We start from the raw sequence: 16,470 nt of genomic DNA, 5'->3' as shown, positions 1-16,470 counted from the left end.
CAATGAGCTTGAAACAGCCTACCGCAAAGACAAAGGCTGACGGTCTGCTCTTCACTCAAACCAGACCATTCTAATTAGCCTAACCAGCTCAATAAACGTAATTGCTAATTGAAATATAATGGCAAACACACCCAGCAATAACAAATAAGTGCCAAATAGCGTGGCTAAATTGGGTGCTTTTAGCGCTGTAAAATAATGTACCTAAACTATAAAAAATACCGCCGGCAAGTAGCCAGTAAAGTGCTTTTACATCAACACTAGAATAAAGTGGATACACTATAGCCAGTGCAAACCAACCCATGAGCAAGTAGGTGGCGAGTGATATTTTTTTATTACTGTTTTTTACAAATACTTTGTACGCAACGCCTGCTAGTGCCACAGTCCATATAAATGTAAGTGTTGCCCATGACCAAGCACCGGTTAATGAGATTAATAAAAAGGGAGTGTAGGTGCCGGCAATTAATAAGTATATGGCGCAGTGATCGCACTTTTTATAAAAGGCTCTTAAGCGCGGTTGAATACTGGCGTGGTACAAAGTGGACGACAAAAACAGCACAAATAGGCTGCTGCCATAAATTGCAGTACTAATATACGCTTTAGTGCTGGTGGCTTGGCTAAATAAATCCCACATAACAAACGCGGCAAATATAATACCGAGTGCATGGCTGATTACGTTTAATTTCTCTTCTTTACGGGAATAAGGCGCTTCTAACGACATAACTGTTCCTACCACTATTGGAATTAATTTCAGTGTACAACTGTACGCTGAAAGTTTCAATCTTAGCTGTGAGTAATTCTAAATAACTTTATTTGATACGCTACTTTAGCTTTTACTTGATTTTAAAGAGAATTAATTCACTATGTTGGTGTCTAGTGTAATACATATTACGAGCTGAAATAACCATGAAACAAGATCTAAAAGCTGCTTTACTTACCGCCATTGTTTATCCTGGAGCGGGGCATTTTTCTTTAAAAAAACACCTTATAGGCGCTATTTTTGCGGGTGTATTTTCTGTTCTTTTAATTTTAACCCTTCAAGATATATTTGCGATTGCACAGTGTACTGCAAATGAAATTGTACACGGAAAAATCCCCATGTCGGTTACGGCCATTTTAAAAGCCGCGCAACAACCTTCTGACGCCTGCGCTAAACTCGCTGAATATAAGTATTTACCTTTAATGATTATAATTTGGGTGCTGAGCATGATGGATGCATACCGTTTGGGTAGAAAAGCGCTGCCCACTAAAAAATAAGCCACTTAATCAGAACTCGGTTTGGTTGGCTTATTAATTTTCTTCCCGCATATTTATCCCTGATATTTAGCTATTATTGATGGCGGTAATAATTATTATTACCGCCTTTTCATTTTTATACATATTTTTTGTAACCGAGATTTTTTGCCCGCATCATGTAAACATCGTGTAAATGCCTGTATATACCCAGTAAAATCCTCAAACCTCGTTAAATCGCTCACTTGTTGATATTTAGTTAATTAAAATCCTTATCTTTGTACCTTTTTATTCATTTAATGTTAATAAATAAATGGTGCTTTCTGCTCGCCAAATTAACTTTATTTGACTATTAAGTATTGGTTTGGTGTCAATTTATTACGTCAAGCAATGACGACTGATAATTTCAATTTAAGGAAATACGATGAATAACAGTTCAAATAATCACAAAAGAAAGGATTTTAAAGTGGCGAGCTTATCGTTAGCTTTATTACTAGGATGCTCAACAATGGCTAATGCCGCTGTTGAGAAGTTAACGGTGAGTGGGAATCAAATTCTTGCGGGTGGGGAAAGCACAAGCTTTGCAGGACCTAGCCTATTTTGGAGTAATACGGGGTGGGGTGCTGAAAAGTTTTATACAGCAGAAACAGTAGCAAAGGCAAAAACTGAATTTAATGCAACATTAATTCGTGCAGCTATTGGTCATGGTACGAGTACTGGTGGTAGTTTGAACTTTGATTGGGAGGGCAATATGAGCCGTCTTGATACTGTTGTAAACGCAGCTATTGTTGAAGATATGTACGTTATTATTGATTTTCATAGCCATGAAGCACATACCGATCAAGCAACTGCAGTTCGCTTTTTTGAAGACGTAGCTACCAAATATGGGCAGTACGACAATGTTATTTATGAAATTTATAACGAGCCGTTACAAATCTCGTGGGTTAACGATATTAAGCCTTATGCAGAAACAGTTATTGATAAAATTAGAGCAATCGATCCTGATAACTTAATTGTGGTTGGAACGCCTACGTGGTCGCAAGATGTTGATGTGGCATCACAAAACCCAATTGATCGTGCCAATATTGCTTACACTCTGCATTTTTATGCTGGCACACATGGTCAATCGTATCGAAATAAAGCACAAACAGCACTCGATAACGGCATTGCACTATTTGCTACAGAGTGGGGAACAGTTAATGCTGATGGTAATGGTGGTGTTAATATCAATGAAACCGATGCATGGATGGCATTTTTTAAAACAAACAATATTAGCCACGCTAACTGGGCTTTAAACGATAAAAACGAAGGTGCTTCGTTATTTACTCCAGGCGGTAGTTGGAATTCACTAACATCGTCAGGCACTAAAGTTAAAGAGATCATTCAAGGTTGGGGTGGTGGTAGTAGCAATGTTGATTTAGATAGCGACGGGGATGGCGTAAGTGACAGCCTTGATCAGTGCGATAATACTTCCGCAGGTACAACGGTTGATAGTATTGGTTGTGCAGTAACTGACAGCGATGCCGATGGTATAAGCGATAATGTTGATCAATGCCCTAATACACCTGCAGGTGAAACTGTTAATAATATAGGTTGTGTTGTTGAAGTAGTTGAGCCACAAAGCGATGCGGATAACGATGGTGTGAATGATGATATTGATCAGTGCCCAGATACACCCGCTGGTACAAGTGTTGATACAAACGGATGCAGTGTTGTAAGTTCAACAGATTGTAATGGTATTAATGCATACCCTAATTGGGTGAACAAAGATTACTCAGGTGGTCCGTTTACTCACAATAACACTGACGATAAAATGCAATATCAAGGTAATGCATACAGTGCAAATTGGTATACAAACAGCATTCCCGGAAGTGATGCTTCGTGGACGCTTCTTTATACTTGTAATTAAGCACGTTAAATAAAATATGCGAAGAAGGTAAATAATACATTTACCTTCTTTTTAAAAGTATTAGCCTTTATAAACACTTTGGTGTTGTTCAACAATATTGTAGCTTGGTGAGTTTATGTTATCTATATAGCGCCAATCGGTTGTGATTTGCTCTTTAGTAATAGTCAGTAACATATACCCACGGTGTGATAAGTCACAATAATTTAAGTCGTTTATTAGCAATGAAAGCGAGTCAGCCATCTGCTTTGCTTGTGCTGTATTAAGCGCTAAATAATGCTCCATACCCGGGGATGTAACACCAGGTGTTGCAAACTCTACTCCTACGCTTTCGCCTTTTGCATTTTTTAATGTGCCATGCCACGCATTGTGCGTATCACCTGCAACCACGACTAACTTTTTATTTAATGCAGTAACGCTTTTGTATAATGCTTCGCGCTCGCTTGGGTAACCATCCCACGCATCTAAATTATAAGGCATTAAAGTATTTACGCGTGCGAGTTGCGCGGGTGTTACCGCTTTATTAGCTAACACGGCTTTTTTAATGGCAACAAGCTCTTTTAACACCTGAGGTATTTTAGTGCGATCGGATTGCGAGAATATTTCAGTAGGTAGCCACATTTTAGTCATCAATACTTGCTGGCCCAATACTTGCCATTTTGCATTTGATTTAGTTATTGCACTCGTGAGCCAGTTTAGTTGTGTGTTACCTAGTAACTGCCTATTTGGATTATTTAAATCACTGACAAAGCGCGCAACATCCATTTGCTTGGTCTCGGGGTTTTTATAGTCGCTGTAAGCAAGTTGTTTATCGCGTGCTATTACGCGCGTATCTAGCATGTGCAAGCTTATTAAATTACCAAAATCGAAGGTGCGATATATTTGCGGGCTTTGTTCGCCCATAGGCGGTCTAATTGGTAGCCATTCGTAATAGGCTTGAATAGCTGCTGCACGGCGCTTAAAAAAGTCACCTTCATCAGGAGTATGATTTTCAGCACCACTTTTATAGGTATCGTTGGTAACTTCGTGATCATCCCATATTGCGATAAATGGCGCTGCAGCGTGAAGTGCTTGTAAGCCTTGGTCTGTTCTGTAAATAGCATAGCGCTTACGATAGTCGCTAAGGGTAATAATTTCACCGCTGTTATCGGCTGCTAATTGGCGGCCAATTTTTTCAGCATTTTCGGTAGCGTATCCGCCCATTGGGTATTCGTAAATGTAATCTCCCAAATGCAGTACCACATCTAAATCTTTTTGCTTAGCGGCATCGGTGTAGGCATTAAAGTACCCAGCAGGGTAGTTTGAGCAAGACACAACAGCCATTTTTACTTGTTCAACATTGTTTATTGGTAGTGTTTTAGCACGGCCTATAGGGCTTTGTGTATTCAAACCCACAAACCGATAAAAGTACTCTGTGTTTGGAGCAAGTTCTTGTACATCTATTTTTATTGTAAAGTCTCGGCTTTTATCTGTTTGTTCTTGCCCGCTGCGAATAATGTTTTTAAATTGAGAGTCACTTGCCAGTTCCCAAGCAACAGTAACTTCAAAATTTGATTGAGAAGGAGTTGCACGTGTCCAAATTATTAAAGCATGACTAAGCGGATCGCCACTCGCTACACCGTGTTTAAATTCAATAGCCGATAGAGGTTTGTTTATTAATGTTTGAGCACAACCTGTAATGGCACTCGATACTGCGACGGTAAATATGCTTGCTGCTGAGGTTTTTAAAAAATTTCGACGTGATGAAAGAGTCATACTGCACTTTTTGAATTATTTATAGTGGTGTGCACTTTAGCGGGTAGATATGACGTTTTTATAAACGCTAAATGTATTTAGTGTGACGGTATTAATACCTTTAAATCCTTTTATTTATTAACTAAAAAGTAGTCAAAAAATTAAATTAAATGGTTAAATTAACGAGAGATGAATTTTTAAAATTAAAGTAATGCATGTAAAGTTGTTTAATTACAATTGGTTAAAGTTTATTTTTATGTTGGCACAACCCTTGAGTATATAACTACGTCTAAACAATACACAAACAAGGAACACCATTATGAAACATTCAATTAAAATCGCTATGGCAAGTTTATTAGTATTAGGTTCTGCGCAAGTACACGCAACAGAGGTGGACCTAGATGTAACTGATATATTAACTCAAAGTGTAGCAAGCTATGTTAAGCAAACCACAATCGAGCTTGAAAAATCACTAAAGGAAACGCTTTATTTTGATGCTAAAACTGTTTTAGAGGGTTTATTAGATGAGCCCGTTTTAACAGATAGCACAGCGCTTAAAAATACTGATACTAGTATAAAAAACGTAAAATAAATCATTTAAAGGATTAAAACGATGAGCAGTGAACTTGGATTATTTGCATTAATGTTAGCACCCGTAGTCAGTATGATTAGCGCTTATTACTCGGTTCAAGTGTTTAAAGCTATGGGAGGTTGGTTTAATCTTTAGCCAATTATATAGCTGGTAATTAATTCGATTCATACAAAGCTGATCGACTTAGCAAAAGCGCACGTAAATAAAGGCAGAGTGTTTGAAATAAGTAGACTTTATGAAACGTGCGATTTTTCCATTACCCATTTTTATGTTACCTGAAGGTTATACGCGATTACGCATATTTGAGCCTCGCTACTTAAATATGGTTAAAACCGCATTAAAAAATAATACAGGGTTTGTGCTTTGTACTTTTGAGCATGACACGCCTTTTAATATAAGCGCGCAAGGTTGCCTTGTTGATATTATTGATTTTGACCAAGACGATAACGATGTATTATTAATTGATGTATTTGCATCGCAAAATGTGCAAATTAATGATGTTTATCAAGACGAAGACGAATTACGTCATGGCTTGGTATCGCCTTGTAATACGCCGTATTGGTACAAAGATTCTAACAATCAAATTGGTGAACATTACCTACTACACGACGCGCTTAAAAACGTGTTTGATGGTAATCCGGAACTTAATTTGTTGTACAAGAAAACTCATTTTGACAAGCTTCCCTGGATTGCAGCACGTTGGCTCGAACTCCTACCTGTTTCTATTGAGAAAAAACAGCAACTTGCGTTTGAAACGAATTTTGATAACTTACTGAATTTCCTCCATACTGTGATTAATAACGAATTTGCCTAAATTTTATGATCCTAAATTAATTATTGCCCGTATTACTTAATACAAAAGCAATAACGGGATAAATTATTATGGTAAGTCAACAACAGTCACCACGTTGTGAACCTAATACAGGTAAGTACACTGCCATGCCAGAAACGCCGAGTAAAGAGCTCATGCAAGCGCTTATAGATGTTGCGCAATCACGCGATAAAAAAGCGTTTTCATATTTATTTGAATACTTTGCGCCAAAAATTAAACGCTTTGGAATTAAGCAGTTTGGTGTTGAAGCCCAAGCCATGGAGCTTGTGCAAGAGACATTAACGTCTGTTTGGCGTAAAGCACATTTGTATCATAGTGAAAAAGGCGCTGCAACTACGTGGGTTTATACCGTTATGCGTAATGCTTCGTTCGATATGCTTCGTAAAATGAAAAGTAATAAAGAAGAAAATATAAGCGAAGATATTTGGCCGTTACTAAACGACTCACAAGATACGCATCACGAATACAGTGATCATTTAGAAGATAAGCAAATTAAGCGTTATTTAGACAAATTACCGATTGCTCAACGCGAAGTGGTAAGAGGCGTTTACTTTCAAGATATGTCGCAAGAGCAACTTGCACATCAACTTAATATTCCAGTAGGCACGGTAAAATCACGGTTACGTTTGGCCTTGCAAAAATTACGTAATGAAATGGGAGATCAGCATGATTAAACATCACCCGAGTGAAACTTTACTGACACAGTATTGCGATGCATCACTTGCTACATCATTGAGTTTAGCCGTTTCTATTCACGTAGACATGTGCCCTGTGTGCCAAGCTAAAGTAGCTAAAATTGAAGCTAGTAATGCAAATGCATTATTTAGTGAAGAGCCTGGTCAATTTGAGAAATCTGATTTACTTGAAGAATTTGAACTAAATGTTCTCGATATGATCATGTCTGATGATTCTATCGATGAAGTTTACGAAGTAGAGCCTGTCTCTATTAAAGTGAATGAGCATAACTATCAGCTTCCACGTGCTTTAACACGTATTTCTCATAGCAAATTTACACAAGTTGGTAAACTGGCACGATCTCGCGTTTCGCTTGATGATGGTGCGCTGCGTTCTAGCTTGCTACATATTGATGCCGGTGGCGAAATTCCTGAGCATACACATACCGGATTTGAAGTTACTTTACTACTAGACGGTGAGTTTAGTGATGAAGATGGTAATTACGTACCAGGCGACTTTATTTGGCAAGATGGTAGTCATCAACATACACCTTTAACGAAAGATGGATGTTTATGCTTTACAGTTGTCAGTAGTGCGCTACATTTTAATAAGGGCTTCAGCAAGTTACTAAATCCAATAGGTAATTTGATTTACTAAGAGAATATATGCACACAGATATAATAAAAATAGGTATAAGCGCCTGCTTAGCAGGCGAAAAAGTTAGATTTGACACAGGACATAAAAAGTCAAATTTTTGTATGGATGAGCTAGGTAAACACGTTGAATACACACGGTTTTGTCCGGAAGTAGCTGTTGGTTTACCGATACCTCGTCCAACTATTCGCCAAGTTAAAGTGGGCGATACTATTAAAGTATGCCGCCCAGATGGCACCGGCGAGGTAGGCCAACAACTTACTGAATATGGTAAAAAAGTTGCTACTGAACAAGCTAAAGAATTAAGCGGATTTGTATTTTGTGCAAAAAGCCCAAGCTGCGGCATGGAGCGCATTAAAATATACAATGAAGCAGGAACAGGTAATACCTCTGAAGGCGTTGGTTTTTTTGCTGAGCAAATAATGAAGCACAACCCATTATTGCCATGTGAAGAAAACGGACGTTTAAACGACATGCATTTACGTGAAAACTTTGTAATGAGAATTTACGTATTTAAAAACTGGCAAAAATTAGTACAAGAGCCGCTTACGGTTCATAAGCTTACTCAATTTCACTCTCAGTATAAGTACTTGTTGATGGCTCATAACTATCAAGCTTATCGTGATTTGGGTAACCTGCTGGGGACTTATGTAGGCGACGATATAAATGCAGTTGCTGATGAATATATTTTAGGTTTGATGACGGGTCTTAAAAAGCCAGCTTCTCGCAGAAATAATTGCAACACGCTAATGCATTTACAAGGTTACTTTAAAACTGATTTATCGAAGGTTGAAAAACAAGAACTTCGTGATGCGATAGATGAATACCGCGAAGGTTTGGTGCCATTGTATGTACCACTTACCTTGTTAAAACATCATTTGAAGGTTCACCCAAATGAGTACCTTGAAAAACAAGTGTTTTTTAACCCTTACCCTCACGATTTAAAACTACGATTTGGTATTTAATGGATACATTATTTTGGTTTAGGCGCGATTTGCGCCTTTTTTCTAATGAAGCGTTAATTCAAGCGCTAAACAATGGCGCTAAACACGCCATTTTTTTTGTGTCTGAAAAACAGTGGCAACAACACCAAACTGCGCCTATTCAGATTGACTTACTCAAGCGCCGAGTTACTTATCTTCAATCTCAGCTTGCTGATTACGGTATTACTTTACATGTTATTGAAGCACCTAGCTTTTCTGATTGTACGCGTGAGCTTATTGATTTTTGTAAAGCAAACGATGTAAAACACGTAATTGCTAATACAGAATATGAGCTTAATGAAGTAAACCGCGATAAAGCAATTTTGCACGAATGCGATGAGCTTTCTATTACTTTTACTTTGTACGAAGGTGATTTAATTGCACCTGTTGGAACGGTCAAAAATCAAAGTAATGAAATGTATAAAGTATTTACTCCTTTCAAACGAGCATGGTTAAAGCAGTATCAAGATACACACTTTAGTTTGCCTCAATGGCCTTTAACTTCTGAGCCAACAAAATTTGATGAAAGCGGCTTACTAAAAAGTGATGGATGCTCGGATAAGTGGCCGGTTGACGACGAAACACTTTCTACTGTGGTCGATAACTTTATATGTGACAAACTTACAAGCTACGACGATCAGCGTGATATACCCAGCGTAAAAGGCACATCAGGTTTAAGCCCGTATTTAGCACTTGGTATTGTAAGCACAAAACAGCTGCTTATTAATATTCAGCAGCGTTATCCTGATATTTTAACTACGTCAAAAAGTAAAACGTTTACGTGGATTAACGAGCTTGTTTGGCGCGAATTTTACAGGCATTTAATTGCTGAATTTCCGAAGCTTTCGCGCGGTGATAACTTTAACGAAAAGTATAACGCCGTAGTGTGGCGTAAAAGCGAAAATGAATTTACAGCATGGTGTGAAGGGCGTACAGGTTACCCGTTAGTAGATGCTGCAATGCTACAACTAAAGCAAACCGGTTGGATGCACAATCGTTTACGTATGGTTGTTGCGAGCTTTTTAACTAAGCATTTATTAATAGACTGGCGCGAAGGTGAGCGCTTTTTTATGCAGCACCTAATTGATGGCGATTTAGCCTCAAATAATGGTGGCTGGCAGTGGGCTGCAAGTACCGGGTGTGATGCTCAGCCTTACTTTAGAGTTTTTAACCCTATCAGACAAAGCGAGCGCTTTGATCCAACTGGCAAGTTTATCCGTAAGTATTTGCCAGAGCTTGAAAACGTGCCAGATAAACACATTCATTTTCCACACACTTATTTAGCCGCAATAGGTAAAGATAAGGAATGTTACTGGCCAGCAATAGTTGATCATAAAGCGGCACGAGAACGTGCACTTGCTGCATTTAAGGTGTGATATGGATAACCAGTTACCAGTAGATAAATTTGTTGAAATATACCAACAGCTTGATAGCACTAATCTTGATTTATTGAGTGATATTTACTGTGACAACATACAGTTTATAGACCCAATGCACGAAATTAATGGCATTGTAGAATTGCGCAGGTACTTTGCTAACTTATACAGCAATGTTAAGCATTGTCAGTTTGATATTAGCGATTCGTTTAATAGCGGAAACAATGCTTTTATTTATTGGACTATGCACTATGCACATCCAAAGCTTTCATCAGGTAAAACTATTTCGGTAGAAGGTCATAGCAAGCTTATTTTTGAAAATGGCAAAATTATCAAGCACAGAGACTACTTTAATGTGGGCGAGTTGCTGTACAAACATATTCCTTTACTTGGTAGTGTTATAAAGCTAATTGATAAAAGGGCAGGTTAATTATGATCACACTTATAACGGGTGCTACTTCTGGTATTGGTGAGCAGTTAGCAATTAAATATGCGCAGTTGGGAGACACTGTTATAGCTTGTGGCCGTAATAGTGAAAAGCTCGCTGAGCTTGCTAAATACGACAATATTCAAGCATGTAAATTTGATGCAACTAATCTACAAGACATTAAAGAGTCGACAGTTGGCTTTCCTCATTTTGACCGTGTTATTTTAAACGCGGGTAACTGTGAATACATAGATGACGCACGAAACTTTGATAGTGCATTGTTTGAACGTGTAATAAACGTAAATTTACTCTCTATGGGGTATTGCCTTGAGGCGCTACTTCCTAAAATAAATTCAGGTGGTCAGCTTGTTTTGGTCAGCTCAAGTGTTACCTATCTTGCGCTACCTCGTTCAGAAGCTTATGGTGCATCAAAAGCGGGTGTAAGTTACTTAGCAAAAAGCTTAGCTGTTGATTTAGATGATGTTGATGTGACTTTAGTTCACCCTGGCTTTGTGAAAACTCCGCTTACTAATAAAAATGATTTCCCGATGCCTATGGCCGTTACCGCTGAAAAAGCCGCAGATTATATGATTAAGGGAATACATAAGCGCCGAAAAGATGTTCACTTTCCGTACCGTTTTACACTTATATTAAAAGCATTACGTATTTTACCACTCCCAATTTGGCTTAAAATCGCAAAAGGATTAGCCCGTTGAAAAAAATAGCAATAATAGGAACTGGTGTATCTGGTTTAACATGTGGGCATTTGCTTCATAAACATTACGATGTAACCGTATTTGAAAAAAATGATTATATAGGTGGTCACACCGCAACGGTTGATGTTGATGTATGCGGCATAAAATACGCAATTGATACTGGCTTTATTGTATTTAATGACAGAACTTACCCATACTTTGAAAAGTTACTATCGCGTATTGGTGTAGATAAACAAACAACCCAAATGAGCTTTAGTGTTCATAACGAAGCCACTGGCTTTGAATACAATGGCCATACGTTTACAAGCCTGTTTGCACAGCGTCGTAATATTTTTAGACCTAAGTTTTGGCGATTATTGTACGACATTGTTAGGTTTAACAAATTGTGTAAAGCACTACATGAAAAAGATGATTACCAATCTGATCAATCATTAGGGCAACTGCTTAGCGACAATCACTTTAATGACTTTTTTAAATACCATTATATTCTTCCGATGGGCGCGGCTATATGGTCTACCAGTATTAAAGAAATGGAAAATGTAGGCGTTGAATTTTTTGTTAAGTTCTTCTTTAATCACGGCCTTTTAGATGTAACAAACAGACCACAGTGGTATGTAGTACCAGGTGGCTCTCGTCAGTATATTAAGCCGTTGATCAGAGGCTTTGCTGATAAAATTAAACTTAATACAGATATTAAATCTGTTACGCGTCAAAATGATGAAGTAACAATAGAGTTTGCCAATGGTGAATTAAGTAAGTTTGATAAAGTAATATTTGCTTGTCATTCAGATCAGGCGCTTGCACTACTTGGTGATGCTACTGAGCAAGAAAAGTCAGTATTGGGTGCAATAGCTTACACTGAGAATTCAGTTGTGCTGCACACCGATACAAACCTTTTACCAGATAGAAAAGCGGCATGGGCAAGTTGGAACTACCTACTTAATAACAACACTGATAAAGCAGCTGTTGTTACTTACCAAATGAATATTTTGCAAGGTATACAATCGGATACACAGTTTTGTGTAACGCTTAATCACCTTGAAGGAATAAGCCAAAGTAAAATTTTGCGCGAGTTTACTTATCATCACCCTGTATTTAACCAAGAGTCAATTGCTGCTCAAAAGCTTAAACACAGTATTGATGGACAAAACAATAGTTATTTTTGTGGTGCTTATTGGTACAATGGTTTTCATGAAGATGGCGTACACAGTGGTGTAGATGTAGCCAAGCAACTTGGGGTCGAATTTGACTAGTGCAGTGTATTTAGGCGATGTAAAACATCGCCGTTTTGCTGTTAAAGAACATCGTTTTAGTTACCCTTTGTATATGATGTGGGTAGATTTAAATAATCCTCAACAACTAAATGGTGTGCATAAACACATAGGTACGTCAGGCTTAAAAGCGTTAAAATTTAATGAAGCTGATTATCTTAAAGATACCTTAGAACTTGCTAAACGACCTCTTATTGAGCGTGCGCATGATCAACTTGCCAATTTAGGTATTACTGAAACCTTTTCTCATATTTACATGCTAGGGCAATTTCGTTGTTTTGGTGTGTATTTTAGCCCTGTTAATTTTTACTTTTTTGGCCACAACGACACCCGTTTTAAGTACATGATTGCTGAAGTGAGTAATACACCATGGAACGAACGTCATTATTATTTAGTCCCTTTAGAAAAAAAAGTGAACTTTAAGAAGGTTTTTTCCGTATCACCTTTTATGAATCTGGATATGAACTATCATTGGCATGTTAAACAATCGCCTGATAAAACATTGATACACATTGAAAATAAGCGAAATGAAGAGTTATTATTTGATGCAACACTTCGCTTAAAACGTAAAGAACTCACTAACGAAGAGATTAATAAGTTGTTTAAACGTTTTCCGGCTATGACATGGTCTATTTTCAAAGGTATTTATTATCAAGCATTAAAGTTGTTTTTAAAGCGAGTGCCTTTTTTAGGTCACTCAGGTAAGCCATAAAGCACATAGGTAGTCAGGACAATTAATAGGTATTTTAATGGATAAAGTGTCGAGCTTAAATTGCGAACAAAGCACTAGTTGGTTAACTAATATATATAAAAAATTAGTGACTAAAGCCTTTTCGTCAATTGAAACAGGTCAAGTTGTTTTAATTGAAGGAAATGAGCGCACAGTTTTTGGTGATGTATCGTCTGCGTTAAAAGCAACAGTAACAGTTAATGATAAAGCTATGTATAAAGCGTTTGCGTTATCTGGAAGCGTTGGCGCTGGTGAAGCGTATATTTTGGGACATTGGTCTTGTGACAACTTAACTTCATTCATCGAGATATTTGCTATAAATGAAAAGCAACTTGATGAGTTTGAAAAAAAATTCGCATTTTTTAGTAATATCGCACACCGGTTTAATCACATAAAAAACAAAAATTCAGAATCGGGATCTAAGAAAAATATTGTTGCTCATTACGACTTAGGTAATGATTTGTACGAATCATTTTTAAGTAAAGAAATGCTCTATTCAAGTGCTGTATATCCTACAAAAGAAGCCACACTTGAAGAGGCTCAGCAATACAAGCTTAAACGCATTTGTGAGCAAGTTGAGCTTCAAAAAAATGATTCAGTAATTGAAATTGGTACAGGGTGGGGGGCATTTGCTATATATGCTGCGACACATTACGATTGCCATGTAACAACAACAACCATATCTGATGAGCAACATGATTATGTAGCTAACAAGATTGTTGAACTTGGTCTTGAAAGTAAAATAACATTACTTAAGCTCGATTACAGACTACTAAAAGGTAAATACGACAAGCTTGTTTCTATTGAAATGATAGAAGCAGTGGGTCATGATTATTTGCCGAGCTTTTTCACTCAGTGTGGTGAGCTCCTAAAAGACGATGGCGCCATGCTTATTCAAGCAATTACTATTGGCGATCAGCGTTATAAGCATTATTTAAAAAACTCTGACTTTATCCAGCAGTATATTTTTCCGGGCGGATGTTTGCCATCGCTTAACGAAATGAGTGAGCAGATTAAAAATAATACCGATATGGTTATTCATACTGTTAATGATATTGGTGCTCACTACGCACGAACATTAGCAGACTGGCGAACTCGTTTTATAAAAAGCTGGCCTGATTTAGACCGCTCTAAATTTGATGAACGCTTTTATCGTTTATGGTTATTTTATTTTGCTTATTGTGAAGGTGCGTTTAGAGCCAGAGCAACAAGTACGGTACATTTAATGGCGCGTAAACCTCGTTTTACTAGTGATAACGATGATATTGCGCTCGGTTACTAATTTTGTTTTATTTCAAGCAGTGTGGTTTTTATCATTGCTGCTTGAAGCCAATTCGCTACTTTTTAGTGGCTTGATTATTGTTTTAATGTTTTGTTTGTCAAAGCAGAAAAAACAAGACTCCTTACTATTAATTAAAGCCCTACCTTTAGCACTATTGTTAGAATTTATAGCGGTAAAGTTAGGCTTGTTAGAATTTAAAGTTTATCCCTTCCCTCTATGGCTCGTGTTTTTATGGGCTGCATTATTACTTTCTTTGAATACCTCTATGGTTTTTTTGAGTAAATTAAAGCTTTGGCAGGCCTTTTTGGTATGTATGGCATTTGCGCCAGCAAGTTATTGGGCTGGAGCGCGCTTTGAAGTAATAAGTTTAGGTTTACCTTTATGGCAATTCTGGCTCGTTTACGGGGCGCTTTGGTCTACAGTGTTTACTGTTATTCTTTTCATAAACCAAAAAATCAAGTTATTCATCAATCGCTGATCTTCCACAATTTCTATTTCGTAACATTACCCATTGACTCAAAGGGAGCTTATTTTGAAATTTTTACTAAAGGCAGTTACTTTTTATTTGCTTACCACTTCAATTGTTTTAGCTAACACACAATTTAATAAAGTAGGCGAAGCACGAGTGGAGTATTTATTTTGGGATGTATATGACGCTGTGCTATTTACCCCTTCAGGTAATTACAGCGCAGGAACACATCCTGTTAAGTTTAAGCTTACCTATTTACGTGACTTTGACGCTAAAGAAATAGTAAAAGCAACAAATGAGCAGTGGGAACATCTTGGAAAAACAGGGCTGGCAGACAAATACGACAGTAAATTGTTGTCTATTTGGCCTGATATAAAAAAGGGTGACTCACTAACATTAGTGACAAATGAGCAAGGTATGAGCACTTTTTATCATAATGATGAAAAAATGGGTGAAATTGATGAACCTCAATTTTCGAGTGACTTTTTAGCTATTTGGCTTGATGAAAAAACCTCTGAGCCAAAATTACGAAAGCAATTATTAGGGAATTAATATGAACATATTAAACACGTTAAAAGCAGCTGTTATGAGCCTCTCGGCTCTACTTTTAATTAGCTGTTCGGCACCAAATGTTGAACATTATAAAAATACATCGCCAAATTTCGACTTTAAAACGTTTTTTAGCGGAAATTTGAAAGCCTATGGTGTTGTACAAGACTTTAAAGGCGAATTGACCCGAAAGCTTGTCGTAGATATGAATGCGACTTGGGACGGTAACCAGGGCGTTATTGAAGAAGACTTTGTTTATGATGATGGCGAAACCCAAAAGCGAATCTGGAAAATAACGTTAAATGAAGACAATAGTTTAACGGGGACAGCAGCTGATGTTATAGGTACAGCAAAAGGCAAAAGTGACGGCAGCGTATTTCATTGGAATTATGATGTAGAGCTTCCATACGATGGCAGTACTTTAGAAGTGAATTTTGACGATTGGATGTACCTGGTTACACAATCGCGCTTGATAAACCGCACATCTATTGTTAAGTTTGGAGTCGAGGTCGGGGAAGTGACCTTAGTTATCGAAAAAATATAGCTTATTTACCCAGTTGCTTAACTTGCGCCAAAATTGTACTCAAATTAAGTCTTTGTTAACCCAACACGCTGTATTCTACCGAGAATTATTTAAATTTTACTCATTTTTTAAGAATTTAAGCAAAAAATGCAATTTGCTGTTGCTAACTCTTTAAAAATGCATAAAGATAGGTTTTGCGAAGGCAAAATAATAACGAATAGGAATCTAACAATGAATAAAGCTCAATTAGTTGAAAAAATTGCTACTGATGCAGAAATCTCTAAAGCCGCTGCTACTCGTGCTCTTGACGCGTTTACAGGTGCTGTAACTTCTTCTTTAAAAGAAGGTGATTCAGTAGCATTAGTTGGTTTTGGTACTTTCTCAGTAAAAGAACGTGCAGCTCGCACTGGCCGTAACCCACAAACGGGTGCTGAGATCCAAATCGCAGCGGCAACTATCCCAAGCTTTAAAGCAGGTAAAGGTCTTAAAGACCAAGTAAACCCTTAATAGGTTTAACGAAT

19 protein-coding genes are annotated in these 16,470 nt (G+C 37.5%); 17 read left to right on the top strand and 2 right to left on the bottom strand.

Features of this window, described 5'->3' with window-relative positions; genetic code table 11:
* Positions 1 to 88: 88 nt before the first annotated feature.
* Positions 89 to 718, bottom strand: a complete 630-nt coding sequence (locus I6F42_RS01365) for a hemolysin III family protein (protein WP_197150256.1) — start codon at positions 716 to 718, stop codon at positions 89 to 91.
* 185 nt (positions 719 to 903) lie between these two features.
* Between I6F42_RS01365 and I6F42_RS01360 the strand changes: the two genes are divergently transcribed.
* Positions 904 to 1,254 (top strand): hypothetical protein, encoded by a 351-nt coding sequence (locus tag I6F42_RS01360; RefSeq protein WP_101216961.1) that lies wholly within the window; start codon positions 904 to 906, stop codon positions 1,252 to 1,254.
* A gap of 400 nt (positions 1,255 to 1,654) precedes the next feature.
* Entirely contained in the window at positions 1,655 to 3,139 is a 1,485-nt protein-coding gene (locus tag I6F42_RS01355) for a cellulase family glycosylhydrolase (RefSeq protein ID WP_197150246.1), read from the top strand.
* A gap of 60 nt (positions 3,140 to 3,199) precedes the next feature.
* Here I6F42_RS01355 and I6F42_RS01350 read toward each other — a convergent pair whose 3' ends face one another.
* Positions 3,200 to 4,891 carry an alkaline phosphatase gene (locus tag I6F42_RS01350; RefSeq protein WP_010552981.1) on the bottom strand — a complete coding sequence of 564 codons (1,692 nt, stop codon included), beginning with the start codon at positions 4,889 to 4,891 and terminating at the stop codon, positions 3,200 to 3,202.
* 298 nt (positions 4,892 to 5,189) lie between these two features.
* Between I6F42_RS01350 and I6F42_RS01345 the strand changes: the two genes are divergently transcribed.
* From I6F42_RS01345 to I6F42_RS01275, 15 genes are all read left to right on the top strand, one after another.
* Positions 5,190 to 5,462 carry a hypothetical protein gene (locus I6F42_RS01345; RefSeq protein ID WP_010552980.1) on the top strand — a complete coding sequence of 91 codons (273 nt, stop codon included), beginning with the start codon at positions 5,190 to 5,192 and terminating at the stop codon, positions 5,460 to 5,462.
* Positions 5,463 to 5,697: 235 nt separating this feature from the next.
* Positions 5,698 to 6,276 carry an LON peptidase substrate-binding domain-containing protein gene (locus I6F42_RS01340; RefSeq protein ID WP_010552979.1) on the top strand — a complete coding sequence of 193 codons (579 nt, stop codon included), beginning with the start codon at positions 5,698 to 5,700 and terminating at the stop codon, positions 6,274 to 6,276.
* A gap of 68 nt (positions 6,277 to 6,344) precedes the next feature.
* Positions 6,345 to 6,968, top strand: coding sequence for a sigma-70 family RNA polymerase sigma factor (locus tag I6F42_RS01335; RefSeq protein WP_010552978.1), 624 nt, complete (start codon positions 6,345 to 6,347; stop codon positions 6,966 to 6,968).
* Positions 6,961 to 7,626 carry a ChrR family anti-sigma-E factor gene (locus I6F42_RS01330; RefSeq protein WP_197150243.1) on the top strand — a complete coding sequence of 222 codons (666 nt, stop codon included), beginning with the start codon at positions 6,961 to 6,963 and terminating at the stop codon, positions 7,624 to 7,626. Before I6F42_RS01335 ends, I6F42_RS01330 begins: the two co-directional genes overlap by 8 nt.
* Before the next feature lie 8 nt (positions 7,627 to 7,634).
* Complete coding sequence (locus tag I6F42_RS01325; RefSeq protein WP_007580711.1) at positions 7,635 to 8,588, top strand: DUF523 and DUF1722 domain-containing protein; 954 nt, start codon at positions 7,635 to 7,637, stop codon at positions 8,586 to 8,588.
* Positions 8,588 to 9,982 carry a deoxyribodipyrimidine photo-lyase gene (gene phrB / locus I6F42_RS01320; protein WP_197150228.1) on the top strand — a complete coding sequence of 465 codons (1,395 nt, stop codon included), beginning with the start codon at positions 8,588 to 8,590 and terminating at the stop codon, positions 9,980 to 9,982. The genes I6F42_RS01325 and phrB overlap by 1 nt, the downstream gene beginning before the upstream one ends.
* 1 nt (position 9,983) lies before the next feature.
* A complete protein-coding gene (locus I6F42_RS01315; protein WP_007580706.1) occupies positions 9,984 to 10,412 on the top strand; it encodes a nuclear transport factor 2 family protein in 429 nt (142 codons plus the stop codon).
* Positions 10,413 to 10,414: 2 nt separating this feature from the next.
* A complete protein-coding gene (locus I6F42_RS01310; protein ID WP_007580704.1) occupies positions 10,415 to 11,125 on the top strand; it encodes an SDR family NAD(P)-dependent oxidoreductase in 711 nt (236 codons plus the stop codon).
* Positions 11,122 to 12,378 (top strand): NAD(P)/FAD-dependent oxidoreductase, encoded by a 1,257-nt coding sequence (locus I6F42_RS01305; RefSeq protein WP_007580703.1) that lies wholly within the window; start codon positions 11,122 to 11,124, stop codon positions 12,376 to 12,378. The genes I6F42_RS01310 and I6F42_RS01305 overlap by 4 nt, the downstream gene beginning before the upstream one ends.
* On the top strand, positions 12,371 to 13,108 hold the full coding sequence (locus I6F42_RS01300) for a DUF1365 domain-containing protein (protein WP_197150226.1): 738 nt from the start codon (positions 12,371 to 12,373) through the stop codon (positions 13,106 to 13,108). The genes I6F42_RS01305 and I6F42_RS01300 overlap by 8 nt, the downstream gene beginning before the upstream one ends.
* 37 nt (positions 13,109 to 13,145) lie before the next feature.
* Positions 13,146 to 14,408, top strand: coding sequence for a cyclopropane-fatty-acyl-phospholipid synthase family protein (locus I6F42_RS01295; RefSeq protein ID WP_165735776.1), 1,263 nt, complete (start codon positions 13,146 to 13,148; stop codon positions 14,406 to 14,408).
* The gene (locus I6F42_RS01290) at positions 14,386 to 14,886 is read left to right on the top strand and encodes a DUF2878 domain-containing protein (RefSeq protein ID WP_007580697.1); all 501 of its coding nucleotides are present in this window, start codon (positions 14,386 to 14,388) and stop codon (positions 14,884 to 14,886) included. The genes I6F42_RS01295 and I6F42_RS01290 overlap by 23 nt, the downstream gene beginning before the upstream one ends.
* 54 nt (positions 14,887 to 14,940) lie before the next feature.
* Positions 14,941 to 15,429, top strand: a complete 489-nt coding sequence (locus I6F42_RS01285) for a chalcone isomerase family protein (RefSeq protein ID WP_197150225.1) — start codon at positions 14,941 to 14,943, stop codon at positions 15,427 to 15,429.
* A gap of 1 nt (position 15,430) precedes the next feature.
* Complete coding sequence (locus tag I6F42_RS01280) at positions 15,431 to 15,970, top strand: DUF3833 domain-containing protein (RefSeq protein WP_010552971.1); 540 nt, start codon at positions 15,431 to 15,433, stop codon at positions 15,968 to 15,970.
* Positions 15,971 to 16,180: 210 nt separating this feature from the next.
* Complete coding sequence (locus tag I6F42_RS01275; RefSeq protein WP_002962474.1) at positions 16,181 to 16,456, top strand: HU family DNA-binding protein; 276 nt, start codon at positions 16,181 to 16,183, stop codon at positions 16,454 to 16,456.
* Positions 16,457 to 16,470: the final 14 nt, after the last annotated feature.

It is taken from the genome of Pseudoalteromonas sp. SWYJZ12, assembly GCF_015864395.1.
Taxonomy (GTDB): Bacteria; Pseudomonadota; Gammaproteobacteria; order Enterobacterales; family Alteromonadaceae; genus Pseudoalteromonas; species Pseudoalteromonas arctica.
The sequence above is the reverse complement of the archived record's forward strand: the minus strand, read 5'-3'. Positions and strand labels throughout refer to the sequence as shown.